Source organism: Achromobacter sp. GQ309 (genome assembly GCF_059759315.1).
Window position 1 is genome coordinate 347,916 of the sequence record NZ_JCAXDP010000006.1, and the last position, 15,845, is coordinate 363,760.

A 15,845-nucleotide genomic window follows, 5' to 3' on the forward strand; every position below is an offset into this window, starting at 1 on the left:
GTGCAGGGTTACCAGCGATACCCGACGTTCAGCATGCCGCCGTAGCCACGCTGACCGCCGTTACCAGCCTGGCCGAACAGCTCGCCGCCAACCTGCCACGACTCGCGGACATTGCCTGCCACGCCGATTCGCAGTTCCGCCGCGTCGCGCATCGGCGTTGCCTGGAACGTCGAGGCGCCCACGTTGGCTTTCGCGCTGCCCGAGTTATGCAGCCAATTGGCCTCGACGTAAGGCCGCACCGGCGACGTGGCAGCGTCGTTGCCAAGCGGGTACGCCCGGACACCCACGCGCGAAGTGACCGAACTGGCGGGCGAGTTTTTCAGCGTCATGCTGGGCAGGACGGCGTCCTGGGCGTTGTAACGCGTATAGGCCAGTTGTGCCTGCGGCACCACCACCATCGAACCCAATGCCGAATCGGCAGCGAAGGGCTTGAAGGCGTAGCCGGTTTCCACCGATGCGGTCCAGGTGTTTGAACGGTAACGGGCCGAGCCCAGTTCGCTATTGATTTCGTTGGAGTAGCGGCCGAACTGCAACCACGAGTCGGCGTACGCGCCCAGGCGGGTGGCATCGTCGGCGTATGCCGTTGCATAGATGCCCACCGAATACCCGGTTACCTTGCCGCGGGCGTCAACGCGCATCGCCATGCCGGTACCGGGGTGGATGAGCTGGGAAGTGGCGTTCGTGCGTGCATCGCCCGCGCCGGCCATGACGCCTGCCTTAAGGACGCCTTGCTGACCCAGGCGCGTGCTCAACAGGTCCGCGCCCATCTGCAGCATGGCGGTGTCGGTATCGATGCTTACCCGGCCTTGCTGAAGTTCCATTCCGGTATGGCGCGCGCCCTCGGTACGTGCCCACAACTGCCGGGATGCCGCACTGGCGGGTGCAGACTGGCCGGCCGACGTTTGCGCCACGCTGCGATCCGCCAGGCGATGTACGAACATGCGGGTGGCTGCGAACTGGTTGCCGATGTGCACACCGCTTTCCGGGGAGACGTTCTGCGGCGTGCCCGGGGCAGGACCGGTGACGCCACCGCCACTACCGGGAGGTGTCGTCCCCCCACTGCCAGGCGGCGTTTCGGTGCCACTGCCTGGCGGCGTTTCGGTGCCGCTGCCGGGAGGAGTTTCAGTGCCGCTGCCCGGCGGCGTTTCAGTGCCGCTGCCGGGCGGCGTTTCAATGCCGCTGCCGGGAGGCGTTTCAATGCCGCCGCCAGGAGGCGTTTCGGCGCCACTGCCCGGCGGAGTTTCAATGCCGCTGCCAGGCGGCGTTTCGATGCCGCTGCCAGGAGGTGTCTCAACGCCACTTCCGGGCGGCGTCTGACCGCCCGGGTCCGTGGCGCCGCCTTCTTCCGGCGGCGTCGTTGACGTCAGATACCAATCGGACGCCACGCCGCCCGTGCCGCCCTGAATCAGGAAATAATCGTAGCCATTGAGCGCCAGGCTAATGGTTGAGGGCCGATAGCCAGTCGAATTCGCGTCCAGATAAAACGCATTGCCTGAAATCGTGGCCCCGTTGGTGGCCTGCACAAGCCGGATGCCTTGCGTGGTCAACGCGCCTGCGCCGCCGGCGTTCAAGACTCGCAGCCCGGTCGTGCCCGTGACCGCGCCGCCGTCCACGACGAGCCGGTCGGTCAGAGACGTATCGTCGCCCAGGTGGGTATTCATGACCAAGGTGCCGCCGCCGATGTAGTCGGAGACGGTCAGCGTCTTGAATCCAGATTGCGCTCCGGGAGACACAAACCGCACGACACCCGCATTGGTCAGGGTCTTGATGGCCGAATCGCCGCGCACATTCCAGACGCTGCTGGCGTCTAACTTGACGCTGTCCACCGAACCCTGCCCCGCGCGCACCGCGCCGGTCCACTCACTGCCGCTCGCCAGGCCGATGTCGACGCGGCCGCTGTCGGCGGTCAACACGTCGCCCGTCATGAGCGCGCCTGTGGCGTTCAGGGTGACGCCTTGCGTCTGGTACGCTTGCCCCGGGACGATCCCCGCGCTGGGCGTCGCCTGCGTTCTAAGCAGGATGCCGCTGGCTTCGTCGCCACCGGCTCGGGCCACCACGGTGGCGTTCTGAACGGTGATGTCGTGATCACCGCCCCTGACGAGAAACCCCACACCGTCGTGGGTTTGCAGGTCGCTGCCGTCCGACAATACGAGCGAATTGACGCCCTGCGGCTCGTAGCGCACGCTTTGCACGCCGTTTGCGTTCTGACCCGTCATGATGACTTGCGTGTCGCTCAGCGAAACCGTCGTTTCACCGGCGCCGATGTTTCCAAGCATATGCACGCCGGTCGAGCCTGTGGATTGCCCGTTCAACTGTGAATTGACGGCGTCGATACGTGCCTCGTCGGTTGCTCGAAGCGCAGTTCCCCCGCTGCCGGATACGTCCACGGAAACGCCGTCCAAGGTTACTTGCGTGCCGCGATGGTTGGCATTCACGCCTACCGCATTCGTGGCTTCGGCCAGGATATGCGTTCCCACCGCGCCGATCGTTGTTGTCGCCGTGTTATCGGTGGAGTGCGCATACAGGCCGGCCCGTCTTCCGCGTAAGGTACCGCCTTCAATCTGGACCGCCCCATTGCGGCTTCGGATCGCATACAAGTCCGCACGGATGTCCAGGTTCTGTCCCGTCATCACATGGTTGTTCATCACCGTGACGCCCTCGTTGACCGCGACGGCTTCGCTGCCGATTGTCACGTTCGTCAAAGACGCCGAAGACGCGCCGGTTTGCGTCGCCTCGTTATACAAGAGCACGCCAAAGTCCACCGAATGCGGACCGGCAACGACCGTATCCGTCATGGTCAGGCTGGAACCGTCGATAACGGACACCTGGCCTTCAATAGTGCTTCCTTGAACGGTGACGATGGCATTCTGCGAGATATGCATGGTTGCCGCGGAGGCATTTTCTGTGCCTCCTGCCTTGACGTGGCTGTCGGTCAGCAAGAGCGTGCCTGCTTGCACCGAAAGGTCCGCCCCCGTCGCCGCGCCGATGTCATCCACGCTGGACAGAATGACGTTGGACAGTTCGACGCGGCCGCCTAACTGCACGCGCACGCCATAGTTGTTGACGCCATTGCGATCAATGCTCTTGATCTCCAGGTCGCTTGCCGTGATGACGCCCCCATCGGAAGCCCGGACGGTTCCCTGGAAACCGCCCGATCCCGAGACGGTTCCGCCAAGCAGATTGATGCGGCCCCCATCGGTCGCAAGCACGGCCGTTGCCTCTGAAGAGAGCAGGGAGATGTCGGCGTGGACAAAACTATTTTCCTGGGACGCGGACAATGCAGCCCCGGCCTGCGTCTGGATCGTACTGTCCGTGATCGTGATCGAGCCACCGCCTTGGGCATGCGCACCTCGGGCGTCTGCCTCTGCGGTGACAGTGATGCCGTTTACGAAGACGCTGTTGCCCTGGTTGTTGACGCGGATTGCGTCTCCGGTGCTGACGGTGATGCTGGCTCCGGGGAACACCTCCATCGACGTGTTGCCTTCCGGGTCATCAATGAGAATCGGCGGCATCGGCCCCGCCAACGCCATCAAGGGAAAGGCCGGGATCGTGGCGGCGAGAATCGCCGCGACAACCGGGGAAAGGGGGAAATGCATCGCAAGCTCCGTAACCCGTGCGCGGCCTCGGAGATGCCAAAAAGCCAGATGCCAGCCAAGTGCAGCAACGCCGAACCGCCACGAAAAAAAGCGACCATTCTCTTGACGCTGCGCAACCCCGCACATCGAAAGATTTCTAAAACCGATTCCACCCCTTGCAAAAATGCAGTGCCACGCAACAATTCGGACCAATACCCGCAACAATGCACAAAAAAAGGGATTGCCACGCGAGGCAATCCCAAAAAAAACGGGCCGCTCCGGCAAGCAGCCCGCAAACCCAGTCCCGCACCGGGACGGATACTCAAATTCAAACCATCACACGCTATCCAGCGCAGACCGGTCCACGCTCGCCGCCGCGGACGCCGCGTCCTTCATCTCTTCGATGAAGACCGGCGCGCACAGCCCGGCGACAACTGCCGCGAGGTCCGGATCGATGTCGTCATAGGCATGGCGCCCGGCCAGCATGTTCAGCGAGCCGATCACACGCCCCTCATGCCGCACCGGAATGTTGAAGGCCGACTGCAGCCCGCGTTCGATCAGCATCGGCGCCTCGGAGAACACGGTGCGCACATCGTCTTCATTGCTGGCGACATACAGCCGCCCTTCTTCCAGCACCAGCCGCGACCAAGGACCGTTGCCGGTGGCTTTGAAGCCACCGAGCGGGCTGATCGATTCGTCCGACGTATGCAGACGCTTCATCAGCCGGTGGTCCTGCAGGTACAGCAACGCAGTGAACAGCTTGTGGCCAAAGCAGGCGTGAAGCAGGTTGGAGATCACGCTCCACTGCGCCTGCCGGTCCGCCGCCAGCGCCAGATCGCGCGCGTGCCCGGCCAGCGGCCGGAATGCGGAGGCCTTCGTCATGCGTTGATCTCCTCAAGCACGACGCCACGCGTGTTCTTGCCGTAGAACAGGATGCCCAGGCCGCCGACCAGCAGGATGGCGGTCATCATGGCGAACACGCCGGCAAAGCCCAGGACCGGGTACGCGACGCCGACGATGGTCGGCGATGCGATGGACCCGATGCGGGCAAAGGCCGAGGCCGCGCCCATGCCGGTCGCACGGATTGACGTGGGATAGATCTCGGCGGTGTACGTGTACTGGCCGGCGATCACGCCGTTCATGCCGAAGGACAGCAGCATGCTCAGCATGATGATCTGTTGCTCGCCGCTGGCCAGCGCCAGGCCCAGCGCGGACAGGCACGACAGCAGCATATAGGCCAGGATGGTGTACTTGCGGCCGATCTTGTCGTTGAAGTACGCGGCCGAGAAGTAGCCGGGGATCTGCGAGAGGTAGATCAGGATGGTGTACGAGAAGCTCTTGGTGATGGTGAAGCCGCGCTCGACCAGCAGGCTGGGGATCCACACCAGGAAGGCGTAGTAGCAGAACAGCACCGTGATCCAGAACACCCACACCAGCACGGTCGTGCCCAGGTACTCCTTCGAGAACAGCTGCGCCAGCTTGGCCATCGCGGTCTGCTGCGGCGCGCTGGTGGCCGTGGCCTTGCGCGTGGCAACGGGCGTGGGCAGCGGGCGGCCGGTGCTCTTCAGGACTTCGGCTTCAATCGCCTCGCAGATGCGGTTGGCTTCCGCGGTCTGGCCGGTGTGTTCAAGCCAGCGCGGCGATTCAAACAGCGACTTGCGCCACCACAACAGGAACACGACGGGAACAGAAGCGATGATCATGATCCAGCGCCAGCCGTCGTCGCTCATCGGCACGATGAAGTAGCCGAGCAACGCGGACATCACGAATCCGAACGAGAAGAAGCCGGCCAGCGCGCCGGTGAAGCGGCCGCGATACTTGCTGCTGACGAATTCGGCCAGGTACGGCGCGATGATGGCGCCTTCAGCGCCCATGCCGATGCCGGCAATCATGCGCAGGATGTAGAACTCGTGATAGTTGCGGGCAAAGGCGTTGAAGAACGTGGCGACGCAGAACAGCAGCAGCGCCCACATCATGATCTTCTTGCGGCCGTAGCGGTCGCCCAGGATGCCGGAGAACAGCGCCCCGACCAGGAAGCCGACATAGGTGCTGCTGGCGATCCAGCCGATCTGGCCGGTGGTCAGACCCCACTGCGTGCGCAGCGAGGGAATGATGAACGCGATGATGCCGGCGTCCAAAGCTTCAAAGGCCAGGCCGAGGCCGCCGATCATCAGCAGCCGGAAATGAAAGCTGCTGAAGGGCAACCGCTCCAGGCGGTCGGATACGGAAAACATGATGGGGGAAATTCCGGAGTAAAGAAGAGGGGTACGAAGCGGGCGAACGTCAGCAGGCGTTCTTGTGCAGCAGGCCGCGGTTCATGATGAGCTTGATCGAATCCGGCTTGGTCAGCAGTTCGATGTCGTCCAGCGGATTGCCGTCGATCAGCAGCAGGTCGGCGTAGGCGCCTTCGCACACTTCGCCCAGCAGGCCTTCCTGGTTCAGGATCTCGGCGCCGATCAGCGTGGCTTGCTGGATGACCTTGGCGTTGCCCAGCACGCGGCTGCGCAGCACCAGTTCGTCGGATTGCATGTAGTGGGTTTCGCCCAGCAGGTCGCTGCCGTAGCCCATCTTCACGCCGACGTCGTCCAGGATCTCCAGCGCGGTCAGGCCTTGCGTGCGCACGGTGGCGATCTTCTTGACCGAGTCCAGCGGCAGGCCGTAGCGCTCGCCGTCGTTGGCCAGACCTTCGTAGGTGATCAGCGTGGGCACCATGTAGGCGCCGTGTTCCTTCATGACCTCGGCGGCCTCGCGGTCGACGAGGTTGCCGTGCTCGATGGTACGCACGCCGCAGCGCACGGCACGCGTGATGGCGCGCGGGGTGTAGGCGTGGGCCATCACGTAGGTGTTGGCGTTGCTGGCCTCTTCCACAATGGCGATCAGCTCGGCTTCGGAGAAGCCCAGGTTCTGGATGGGATCGTTGGGCGATGCCACGCCCCCGGACGCCATGACCTTGATCTGCGTGGCGCCCTTGAGGATTTCCTCGCGCACGGCCAGGCGGCAGTTGTCGACGCCGTCGACCACGCGGCCGATGTTGCCGATCTTGACCGAGCATGGGCACGGATCCAGTTCGTCGTTGCGCTGGCGGAAGTCGCCGTGGCCGCCGGTCTGCGACAGGGCCTTGCCCGAGCAGAAGAGACGCGGGCCGTCGATGGTGCCGTCCAGCACGGCCTGCGCCAGCGCCCAGTCTGCGCCGCCGGCGTCACGCACCGAGGTGAAGCCGCGGTCAAGCATGCCCTGCATGATGGGCAGCGCGCGCAGCAGCGCCAGCGCGTTGGGCAGGGCCGCGACGCGGCCCAGGTTGAACGACGACGCCACCACGTGCACGTGGCAGTCGATCATGCCGGGCATCAAGGTCATGCCCTTGGCGTCCACCACCTGCGCATCCGCCGGCGCCGTTGCGTCGGCGGCGATGCGGGTGATGACCCCGTCCTCGACCAGCACGGTCGAAACGGCTTCGAGGGCCAAGGTTCGGGTATTGAGGATCCTGCAATTCTTGATGACAACCGGATTCATAAATCAACCACGTAAACAGTTCAAAACGCCGGGAAATCGCGGCATGCCGAACTCTACCGGTACAATTCCGGGGTCCGATACCGGGTCTCCCCCTATGCGTTCGACACAAATTTGAAGAGCCTTATGAGCTTTACTCATACCCCCCTATGAGACGCCGCTGCCCCACCCTGTCCGAATTGAACGCGTTTTCCGCGGCCGCACGGCATCTGTCTTTCTCGAAGGCGGGCAAGGAACTGTTCGTCACGCAAAGCGCCATCAGCCGGCATATCGCCACGCTGGAAAGCTATCTTGGCCACGCGCTGTTCATTCGGGGTACGAACGGGTTGCAGCTCACGCGCATGGGCGCCACCTACCTCAGCCTGATCCGGCCGGCGTTGCATACGCTGGAAAGCGCCACGTCGCAGGTCATGGCGACGCAGCAGTCGGCCAAATCCCTGAATGTCTCGGCCGCGCCCACGTTTGCGGCGCAATGGCTGTTTCCGCGTCTGAAGACGTTCCGCGAGGTCAATCCGGACATCTCCATCAATTTCGTGCGTTACAGCGTCGCGGATTACAAAAGCACCGAGCTGGATTTCGATGCCTCCATCCAGTACGGCTATGGCGACTGGCACGACGGCGCCGCCAAGTATCTGACGGGCCGCGAAACCCGCCTGGTGTGCTCGCGGGAATACCTGGATCAGCATCCGATCAGCAGCCTGGAAGACATCAAGCAGTGCACGCTGCTGCAGCACATCGAAATTCCGCTGTCCTGGGAATACTGGTTTTCGACGTACCTGGGCGATTATGACCGCGCCCGTTTTGGCCCCGGCTTCAATCTGTTTTCAATGATTATCCAGGCCGCGTCGTCCGGCTTTGGCGTGGCGCTGATGCCGCACTGCCTGATCGAAAAGGAATTGGCCACGGGGCAGCTGGTCGACATATTCGACCGCACCTTTGAAAGCCCGCTTGGCTATTATCTTTGCGCGCCGAACTGGCGCAGCAACATGGAAAGCTACGAGCGGCTGAGCCAGTGGCTGGCGCATGAGTGCTTTCATGGCGGCGGCACGGACCCTGCGGGGCAGGCGCCAGGAAAGCCGGATCTTGGCAAACCGGCCAACGGACAAGCGTGCGCGACCGATTGCCCGTATTGCGTGGCGGCCGCGTAGATAATCCGCGCTGGATGCGCGCGGCGGTCTGGATCATGAAGGTTCCTGAAAGGGTCGCGGGCATCGCGGGCGGAATCATTGCCGCCAGTCGCGCAGGTAATCAAGAAAGATGCGGTCCACGCGCGCCTCGTTGCCGTCGGAGTGCCCAGCCGAATGCGGCGTGGCGATCACGTTTGGCAGCGTCCAGAGCGGCGACGCGGCGTCCAGCGGCTCGTGTTCGAAGACATCCAGAAAGGCGCCAGCCAGCGCGTTGGCGCGCAGTGCCTCGATCAGGTCGGCTTCGGCAACGACTTCGCCCCGCGCGACGTTGATGAGCCGGGCGTGCGGCGCCATGGCCGCCAGCACGCGGGCGTTCACCAGACCGCGCGTGCGGTCGCTCAAGGGGCACGCCAACACCAGCCAGTCGGCCCGGCCCGCAATGTGCGGCAGGTCTTCAAAGGCGTAGGTCTCCACGCCGTCCGCGGGCGGCGCGGCCGCGCTGCGCACGGCGATGACGTTCAGTCCCAGCATCCGCAGATACCCGCCCAGCGCGCGGCCGATCGGGCCCCATCCCACGATCACGGCGGTCTGCCCAGGCAGATCGCGCGGCATCCGGTCACCGATCAGCGGCGTCCAGGTTTGGGCACGCTGGGCGTCGAACAGGCGCGGAAACTCGCGCGCCAGCGCCAGAATCCCGGCCAGCGCGGTCTGCGCCACCACCTGCGCGTTGGCGCCGGACGAGGTGGTGACACGCACGCCGCGGGATTTCAGTTCGCCAAAGATCGGCCGGTCCGTGCCCGCCGAGTGCACGTGCACCCAGCCCAGCTTCGGCGATTGACGCAGCGAGACGTAGAACGCTTCAAGCGGCTCCAGGACGCGATGCTTGGTCGACAGGCCGGTCACATCGCGCGAGATGAAAGCGACGTCGACACCGGCGGGCGCGTTGCCCTGCGTCCGCGCCGCGATGACGGGTTCGAACGCGCGTCCATCCAACGCCTGCGCGATCTCGCTGCCGATGCGGCTTAGCGTCGGTTCGGACATGAGAATCCGCAGCGGTTGTTGTGGTCTGGTCATGGGCGGCAGCCCACGCGCGAAAACCATGATGCGGTCTGCGATACATCTGCACTGCTCATTTCGGATTGCTCCCTCTTGCACGCGATGACGGCGGCACGGGACGCCGAGTCGAGGAAAATTCTAGAGCGCGCTTTTCTTAACTACAAATTGTTGGTTTTTACTTATTATTCGTTTTTGCCAATATATAGAGCGGTGGCGAAGCATGTCGACCAAGCGCAGCATCACCCTGCGGCACTTCCGCAGTTTCGTGGCGGTGGCCAACACCGGCTCGTTCACCGTGGCGGCGTCGCAGCTCTTTCTGACGCAGTCTTCGCTGACCGCGACCATCCAGCAGTTTGAAGACGCCGTGGGCGTCAAACTGTTCGACCGCAGTACGCGCCGCGTGGCGATGACGCCGGAGGCCGCCCGCTTCAAGGCGGAGGCCGAGCGCATCCTCAGCCAGTTCGACGGCGCGCTGAGCGACCTGGAGGCGTTGTCGCAGGGCCGCCAGGGACACGTGCGGATCGCGGTGGTGGCATCGGTCACCAACTACTTTCTGGGCGACGCCATCGCGGCCTTTCGCCAGGCCTATCCCAAGATCACGTTTTCACTGCACGACGCCGGCTCGGAGCTCGTCGAGAAAATGATCGCCAACGGCGACATCGACTTTGCGATTTCGACCTCGCATCATGGTTTGGAAGAGTTGGTTTATACGCCGCTGTTCGAGGACCGCTACGGCGTGATCTGCGCCGCGTCGTATCCGTACGCGCAAGGCGTAAAGCCCTTGAAGTGGGCCGACCTGGACCCGGCGCAATACGTGGGGTTTACCGAAGACACCGGCATCGGCGCGTTCCTGCGCGCACACGCCGGCAAGCCGGGGTTCTTCGAGCAGCAGCACGATGAGGTGTCGCGCACGTCGTCGCTGCACGCCGTGCTGCGTGGCGGCGGGCGATATTCGATCCTGCCGGCGCTTGCGGCCAGCTCCATCGCGCCGCCGCAGACGCTAGGGAGCGAGCCGGGGCCGTTCGTGTTCCGGGAACTGAGTTCGCCCCGGTTGTCGCGCGAGGTCTGTCTGATCACGCGACGCTTGCGGTCGCTGTCGGCAAGTTCCGAGCTGTTCCTGCAGCACATCCGGGACGTCATCCACGACAAGCCGGTGCCAGCGGGGGTGAAGGTGCTGGGCAGAAGAACCAAAAAGGCGCCGCCTTCCGGGGTCTGACAGGAACGCCCCAATGTTCATCCCGGTTGCGGTCCGGCACCCCGCAACAACTTCCCCGGCAGCTCTCCCGTTGCCTCGCCGCGCTCGAAGATCGGCAGGCCGTTGACCAACGTGGCCGCGTAGCCATCGGCACGCTGCACCAGCCTGCGCCCGCCACCCGGCAGGTCGAACACCATTTCCGGGCAATGCACTTTCAGCGCGTCCGGGTCGACGACGTTGATGTCGGCCTTGTATCCCGGCTGCAATAGCCCGCGATCGTGCAAGCCATACACCAGCGCGGTATCGCGGGTCTGCCGGCGCACCACGTGTTCAAGCGGCAAGAGCGGACCTCGGCGGCGGTCTCGCGTCCAGTGGCTGAGCATGAAGGTCGGCATGCTGACGTCGCAGATGTAGCCGCAATGCGCGCCGCCGTCGGACAGGCTGTTCACCGTGTTGGCGTGCTGCATCAGCTGGTGCAGGTGATCGAGGTTTTCGTATGAGTAGTTGAAGGACGGATAGTAGAGAATCGCCCGGCCCTCGTTCTCCAGCATCAGGTCATACACCAGTTCCAACGGCGGGCGCCCGGTGCGCGCCGCCATGGCCGCCACGCTGTCTTCGGGCAGCGGCTCGTAGTCGGGATCCTGGCCCAGCCGGTAGATCTTGTGAAAGCTGCTGAACAAGGTCTCGGCCCGGCGGTCCAGCAGGCCGCGCTGCTCGCTCATGATTTTCTGGCGGACCTGCGGATCGCGCAGTTGCGCGAGCTTTTCCGGCAGCGGCAGCGCGTGCAGCGCCTGATAGGTCGGATGGGCAATGAAGGGATGCAACGAGCTTTGCCAGGAGAACAGGATGCCCAGCGGCCGGCCGCTGATGCCGGCCATGAGCGGCACGCCTTCATCCCGCGCCTTGTCCAGCGTGCGTACGATCTGCTTCCAGACGTCAGGCGCGCCGTCGGTCTGCTGAAGGTTGAACAGCACCGGCAGACGATTGTGGCGGGCAAGCTGTTCCAGCCAGGGAATCTCGCCCTCCATCGCGGGATGGTTGGCCGTCATCTGGAACACGCCGTGGCCGACTTCGCCCATGACGGAGCCCAGCGCGCTGATCTCTTCGCCGGTGGCGAACGTGCCCGGCGGGTACTTGCGCTCGTCGTACTTGTGCAGGAACGTCCGCGACGTCGAAAAGCCTACCGCCCCCGCCTGCAAGGCGGCGCGCACGACCTCGCGCATGGCCAGCAGGTCGGCGGGCGAGGCCTCGTCGTGATGAATGGCGCGGTCGCCCATCACGTACGCGCGCACCGCGCTGTGCGGAATCTGCGCCCCGATGTCCAGCGCCTTCGGCCGCCGATCCAGCGCATCCAGATACTCGGGGAAGGTTTCCCAGTCCCATTCGATGCCTTCCGACAGCACCGAGCCCGGAATGTCCTCGACGCCCTCCATCACCTTGATCAGCCATTCGCGACGGTCGGGCTTGACCGGCGCAAAGCCCACGCCGCAGTTGCCCATGATGGCGGTGGTGACGCCATGCCATGTCGACGGGCTGAGGTACGGGTCCCACGTCGCCTGGCCGTCGTAATGGGTGTGGATGTCGACCCAGCCCGGCGTCACCAGTGCGCCCGCCGCGTCGATCTCTCGCCGCGCGGCGCCCGCCTTGCCGCCGGCCTGTACGATCCGGCCGCCGTCGATGGCAAGGTCGCCCACCCGGGCGCTGGCGCCTGAACCGTCCACCAGCGTGCCGCCGCGTATCACTACATCGTGCATTGTCGTCTCCTGGGGCCCGCGGGCCCGTCAGCCTTATTCCAATACCAGCCCGATCCGGCGGATCACGTCGCCCCACCGCGCGCTGTCGCGCTGCACGATGGCCGAGAATTCCTTCGGCCCGGCGCCGCTGACCTCATTGCCTTGCGACAGGATGGTCTGGGTGATTTCAGGGGTTTCCAGCGCGGCCCGAAACACCTGGGCCACGCGTTCGGCCAGTGCGGGCGGCATGTCGCCCGGACCGAAGATGCCTTGCCAGCCCACGATGTTCAGACCCTCGATCCCCTGCTCCTCCAGCGTCGGCAATTCAGGCAGCACGCTCAGGCGCCGGTCCGTCGCCGGGCCCAGCAGCTTGACCTTGCCGGCGCGGGCGTTTTCGACCGCCGTGGCGGTGCCGTCGAAGTAGACCTGCACATCGCCCGCCAGCAGCGCGCGGCTGGCGTCGGCAGTGCCCTTGTAGGGTACGTGGACGATGTCGGTGCCCGTTTTCATCTTGAGAATCTCGCCATTCAGGTGCGAGGTCGACCCGGCGCTGTACGAGGCGTAGTTGAGCTTTCCGGGATTTGCCTTGGCGTAGGCAATCAGCTCGGCGGTTGTGGAGAACGGCGCGTTGTTGTTGGCGACCAGCACGGTGGCCGACCTGACCGCCTGCAGGACCGGCGTGAAGTCCTTGACCGGGTCGTACGGCAGCCTTTTGTACAGATGCGGATTCTGCGTGTGCGTGACGACGATGGTGTACAGCAGCGTATAGCCGTCCGGCTTGGCGCGCGCCACGTCCTGCGCGCCGATCATCGTGCCCGCGCCCGGCTTGTTGTCGATGATGACGGAGGCGCCGGTCTGCTGCGACACCTTGGCCGCCAGCATGCGCGCCAGCGAATCCGAGCCCGACCCCGCCGGAAACGGCACGACCATGCGTATCGGCTTGCCCGAGGCAGGCCAGGCGTCGGGTTGCGGGGATGGCGCCGCGACGGCCGCCGTACAGGCCAGCATGCTCAGCGCAGCGGCTGCGCTCCAGCCCGCCAGATGGAATATCGGCTTGCGGTTCATGTTGTCTCCTCCTGCGAGGTTGGCGTGTCGCGGGGCCGCGCATCGCTCTGTATGGTGTTTTCCCGGGTGCTGGCAACATTTGCTGCCGGCCCGTGGTCAAGCTGTTTTAGTCTTGCAACTGACCCGAATCAATTGCATATTTGGCGCAATTCCGATGAGAAAAATACATGGGCCTGACGATACGTTCGCTCCAGCACTTTTCCGTCCTTGCCGAAGAGCGGCACTTCTCTCGGGCGGCCCAGCGGCTGCATCTGACGCAGTCGGCGCTGACGCGCAGCATCCAGTCCCTTGAAGAGACGCTGGGCCTGGTGCTGGTGGATCGCGCGTCGATCGGCGTGACGCCGACACAGGCGGGAAAAATGGTGCTCGACCGTTCGCGCCGCATCCTGGGCGATGTTCTCGCCCTTCGGCGCGAGGCCGAATTGATGAGGGGCCACGACACGGGACGCGTCAGCTTCGGGGTCGGGGCGTTTCCGGCGGCGGGGTTTCTGTCGCCGCTGCTGGTCCGCCTGGCACGCGATCACCCGGGCCTGAGCGTGCATGTAGAAATCGAAAGCTGGCAGCGGCTGTTGGACAAGCTGTTGCAGGACAAGCTGGACTTTGCCGTGGCGGTAACGCACAGCCTGCCGCCGCCGGCGGACTTCATCGTGCGTGCGTTGCCACCGCAGCACGGCGGCCTTTTCGTGCGGGCCGGGCATCCGCTGCAATCGGTCCGAAAGCCAAAGTTACGTGCCGCGTTGGCGCAATATCGGCTGGCTGCCACCGACCTGCCGCAACGCGCGCGCGAGTATCTGGCAAAGCTGTATCAAGTGGCCGGCGTGGATGAACTGCCGATTGCCTTCGAGTGCGATAGCGTCAGCGCGCTGCGCGACGTGGCCGTGGGGAGCGACGTGGTGCTGTTCTGCACGCGCGAGGCCATCGCCGCCGAGCTGGCGCAAGGGGCGCTCGTGCCGTTGCCCCTGCCCTATCCGGCGTCAGGCCCGCTGACCTACAGCGTCATCCACCGCGCCCGCCGCAGCTTGTCGCCTACCGCGGAACGGATCATCACATTGGTGCAGGCGTATCTGGCGGGCGAAGGGGCTGACGGGGCGGCGGACTGATCCCTGAGCGATGGCGCGGTGTCATTCCCCGCGCCATGCGATTCACACACCCGCCCCCGGATCCTGCTCGCGCCGCTCCGCGTCTTCCTGCGCGGCCACGTCTTCAAGCTTGACCTGACTGGTGCTGCCATGCGTGGCGGCGCACTGCGCCGGATTCTGGGTGCTTTTGACGCACTCCGCGAATGCGAGCGCCGCGTCCACGGTCGCGAAGTGATACGACTGGCCGTCGGCGAACGCGACCTTTCCTTCGACAGAACAATCCATAAGTGCCTCCAGGGTTTCGGAAAGCCCATGCTGCCGCGTTGGCGCGGCGGCGTCAATTCACCCGGCGGGGCAGCACCGCCCGCATCCATCGCGACAGCACGGGACGGATGCGCTGGTTGTGCAGCAGCACCGCGCCCAGCACGCCGATGAAGGCGCCGAGCACCGTGTCCACAAAGCGTGCCTCGATGACGTCGATGGGATAGCCCTGCCCCAGATGCGGCGCCTCGGCCAGGAAGATGGTCAAGGGCGTGATCAGCACAACCGCGCTGGCGTAGTGCCGCACCACCAGCGTCTCGATGCCGAAGGACAGCGCCATCATCACCAGGCTCAGCGTCCAGACGTTGAGCGGCAGGCTGAGCAGCGCCCACGCCACGCACAGGCCGACCGCCGTGCCCAGGATGCGGTGCATCTGCCGGCTCCATGCCGCGCGCAGGCTGGCGCCCTGAATGATCGCCAGGCAGCTCACCGGCACCCAATAGGGCCGTTGAAGCTGCAGCAGTTCGGCCGCGAGCAAAGAGATACCGACAAAAAGGCCGATGATCACCGAGTCGTAGACCACGAAATCGAAGGTCGGCTTGGGCAGCTCGATGGGCGCGGGCGGCGGCGCGACACGCGTCATGTGCAGCGAATACGCAAAGGCCACCAGGCACGCAACCAGGCAGCCCAGCGCCACCATGCCCACGCGCAGCGGCACGTCGTGGACGGTGCCGGGCGTGTAGGCGGCAATCGCCGTGGCCATGATGAAAAACAGGCTGCCCGGCGGTCCCAGGCGGTAGCAACGGCACACCATGTTCACCACCATCGCGATCAGCGTCAGAGCCGCGATCGTGGCAGTGGGCCAGAACTGCGTCAGCGCGCCCAGCGCATAGCAGGCCACCATGCCGAACGACGCGGCCAGCAGCATCATCATGCGGATCTGCAGCGAGGCATTGGGCAGGCTCAGGAAGACCATGCCGCCCAGGCTGGACATCAGCCCGTAGTCCATGCGCCCGAAATACGCGCCCACCATCAGCGGCAGGCCCGACGACAGCGCGGCTGCCAGGGGCATTTCCCACGGGCGGTCGCTGGCGTTGACGCGGGTCAGCTCGGTCCAGGTGCCGTGCAACTGGTCCTTGACGAAGGCGAAGGGGCGCCTCGGGCGGTCGTCCGGCCCTGCGGGATCGTCGTGTCGTTTCATAGGCAGGCGTGGTGCGATCTGGCGTATTCGGCCCGCCGGGCGC

General features: G+C 64.9%; 12 protein-coding genes. 3 read left to right on the top strand and 9 right to left on the bottom strand.

The features are described from left to right. Positions 1-8 precede the first annotated feature (8 nt). The 4 genes from AC6CIE_RS20795 to AC6CIE_RS20810 all read right to left on the bottom strand — a co-directional run bounded on the left by AC6CIE_RS20795 (position 9) and on the right by AC6CIE_RS20810 (position 7,088). A complete protein-coding gene (locus AC6CIE_RS20795) occupies positions 9-3,596 on the bottom strand; it encodes an autotransporter outer membrane beta-barrel domain-containing protein (protein WP_498093720.1) in 3,588 nt (1,195 codons plus the stop codon). Positions 3,597-3,911: 315 nt separating this feature from the next. Further along, a complete protein-coding gene (locus AC6CIE_RS20800) occupies positions 3,912-4,457 on the bottom strand; it encodes a GAF domain-containing protein (protein ID WP_239216170.1) in 546 nt (181 codons plus the stop codon). Continuing rightward, entirely contained in the window at positions 4,454-5,809 is a 1,356-nt protein-coding gene (locus AC6CIE_RS20805; RefSeq protein WP_175137941.1) for an MFS transporter, read from the bottom strand. Before AC6CIE_RS20805 ends, AC6CIE_RS20800 begins: the two co-directional genes overlap by 4 nt. Positions 5,810-5,858: 49 nt before the next feature. Beyond that, a complete protein-coding gene (locus AC6CIE_RS20810) occupies positions 5,859-7,088 on the bottom strand; it encodes a metal-dependent hydrolase family protein (RefSeq protein ID WP_498093722.1) in 1,230 nt (409 codons plus the stop codon). Between the two features lie 176 nt (positions 7,089-7,264). Between AC6CIE_RS20810 and AC6CIE_RS20815 the strand changes: the two genes are divergently transcribed. Next, positions 7,265-8,233: a LysR substrate-binding domain-containing protein gene (locus tag AC6CIE_RS20815; protein WP_175122790.1), complete on the top strand. Its 969-nt coding sequence runs from the start codon at positions 7,265-7,267 to the stop codon at positions 8,231-8,233. Positions 8,234-8,308: 75 nt separating this feature from the next. Here AC6CIE_RS20815 and AC6CIE_RS20820 read toward each other — a convergent pair whose 3' ends face one another. Further along, complete coding sequence (locus tag AC6CIE_RS20820; RefSeq protein ID WP_498093724.1) at positions 8,309-9,253, bottom strand: D-2-hydroxyacid dehydrogenase; 945 nt, start codon at positions 9,251-9,253, stop codon at positions 8,309-8,311. A gap of 235 nt (positions 9,254-9,488) precedes the next feature. Here AC6CIE_RS20820 and AC6CIE_RS20825 point away from each other — a divergent pair, with 235 nt between their 5' ends. Next, positions 9,489-10,484, top strand: coding sequence for a LysR family transcriptional regulator (locus tag AC6CIE_RS20825; protein ID WP_239216163.1), 996 nt, complete (start codon positions 9,489-9,491; stop codon positions 10,482-10,484). Between the two features lie 17 nt (positions 10,485-10,501). Here AC6CIE_RS20825 and AC6CIE_RS20830 read toward each other — a convergent pair whose 3' ends face one another. Further along, on the bottom strand, positions 10,502-12,217 hold the full coding sequence (locus tag AC6CIE_RS20830) for an N-acyl-D-amino-acid deacylase family protein (RefSeq protein ID WP_239216161.1): 1,716 nt from the start codon (positions 12,215-12,217) through the stop codon (positions 10,502-10,504). Positions 12,218-12,250: 33 nt separating this feature from the next. Continuing rightward, entirely contained in the window at positions 12,251-13,261 is a 1,011-nt protein-coding gene (locus tag AC6CIE_RS20835; protein WP_498093726.1) for a Bug family tripartite tricarboxylate transporter substrate binding protein, read from the bottom strand. A gap of 167 nt (positions 13,262-13,428) precedes the next feature. Between AC6CIE_RS20835 and AC6CIE_RS20840 the strand changes: the two genes are divergently transcribed. Beyond that, positions 13,429-14,361 (top strand): LysR family transcriptional regulator, encoded by a 933-nt coding sequence (locus AC6CIE_RS20840; RefSeq protein ID WP_498093728.1) that lies wholly within the window; start codon positions 13,429-13,431, stop codon positions 14,359-14,361. 42 nt (positions 14,362-14,403) lie between these two features. On the opposite strand, the gene AC6CIE_RS20845 is transcribed toward AC6CIE_RS20840, so the two are convergent. Then, positions 14,404-14,625 carry a hypothetical protein gene (locus AC6CIE_RS20845; RefSeq protein WP_175137947.1) on the bottom strand — a complete coding sequence of 74 codons (222 nt, stop codon included), beginning with the start codon at positions 14,623-14,625 and terminating at the stop codon, positions 14,404-14,406. A gap of 52 nt (positions 14,626-14,677) precedes the next feature. Then, on the bottom strand, positions 14,678-15,802 hold the full coding sequence (locus AC6CIE_RS20850) for an FUSC family protein (protein WP_218342757.1): 1,125 nt from the start codon (positions 15,800-15,802) through the stop codon (positions 14,678-14,680). Between the last annotated feature and the right edge of the window lie 43 nt (positions 15,803-15,845).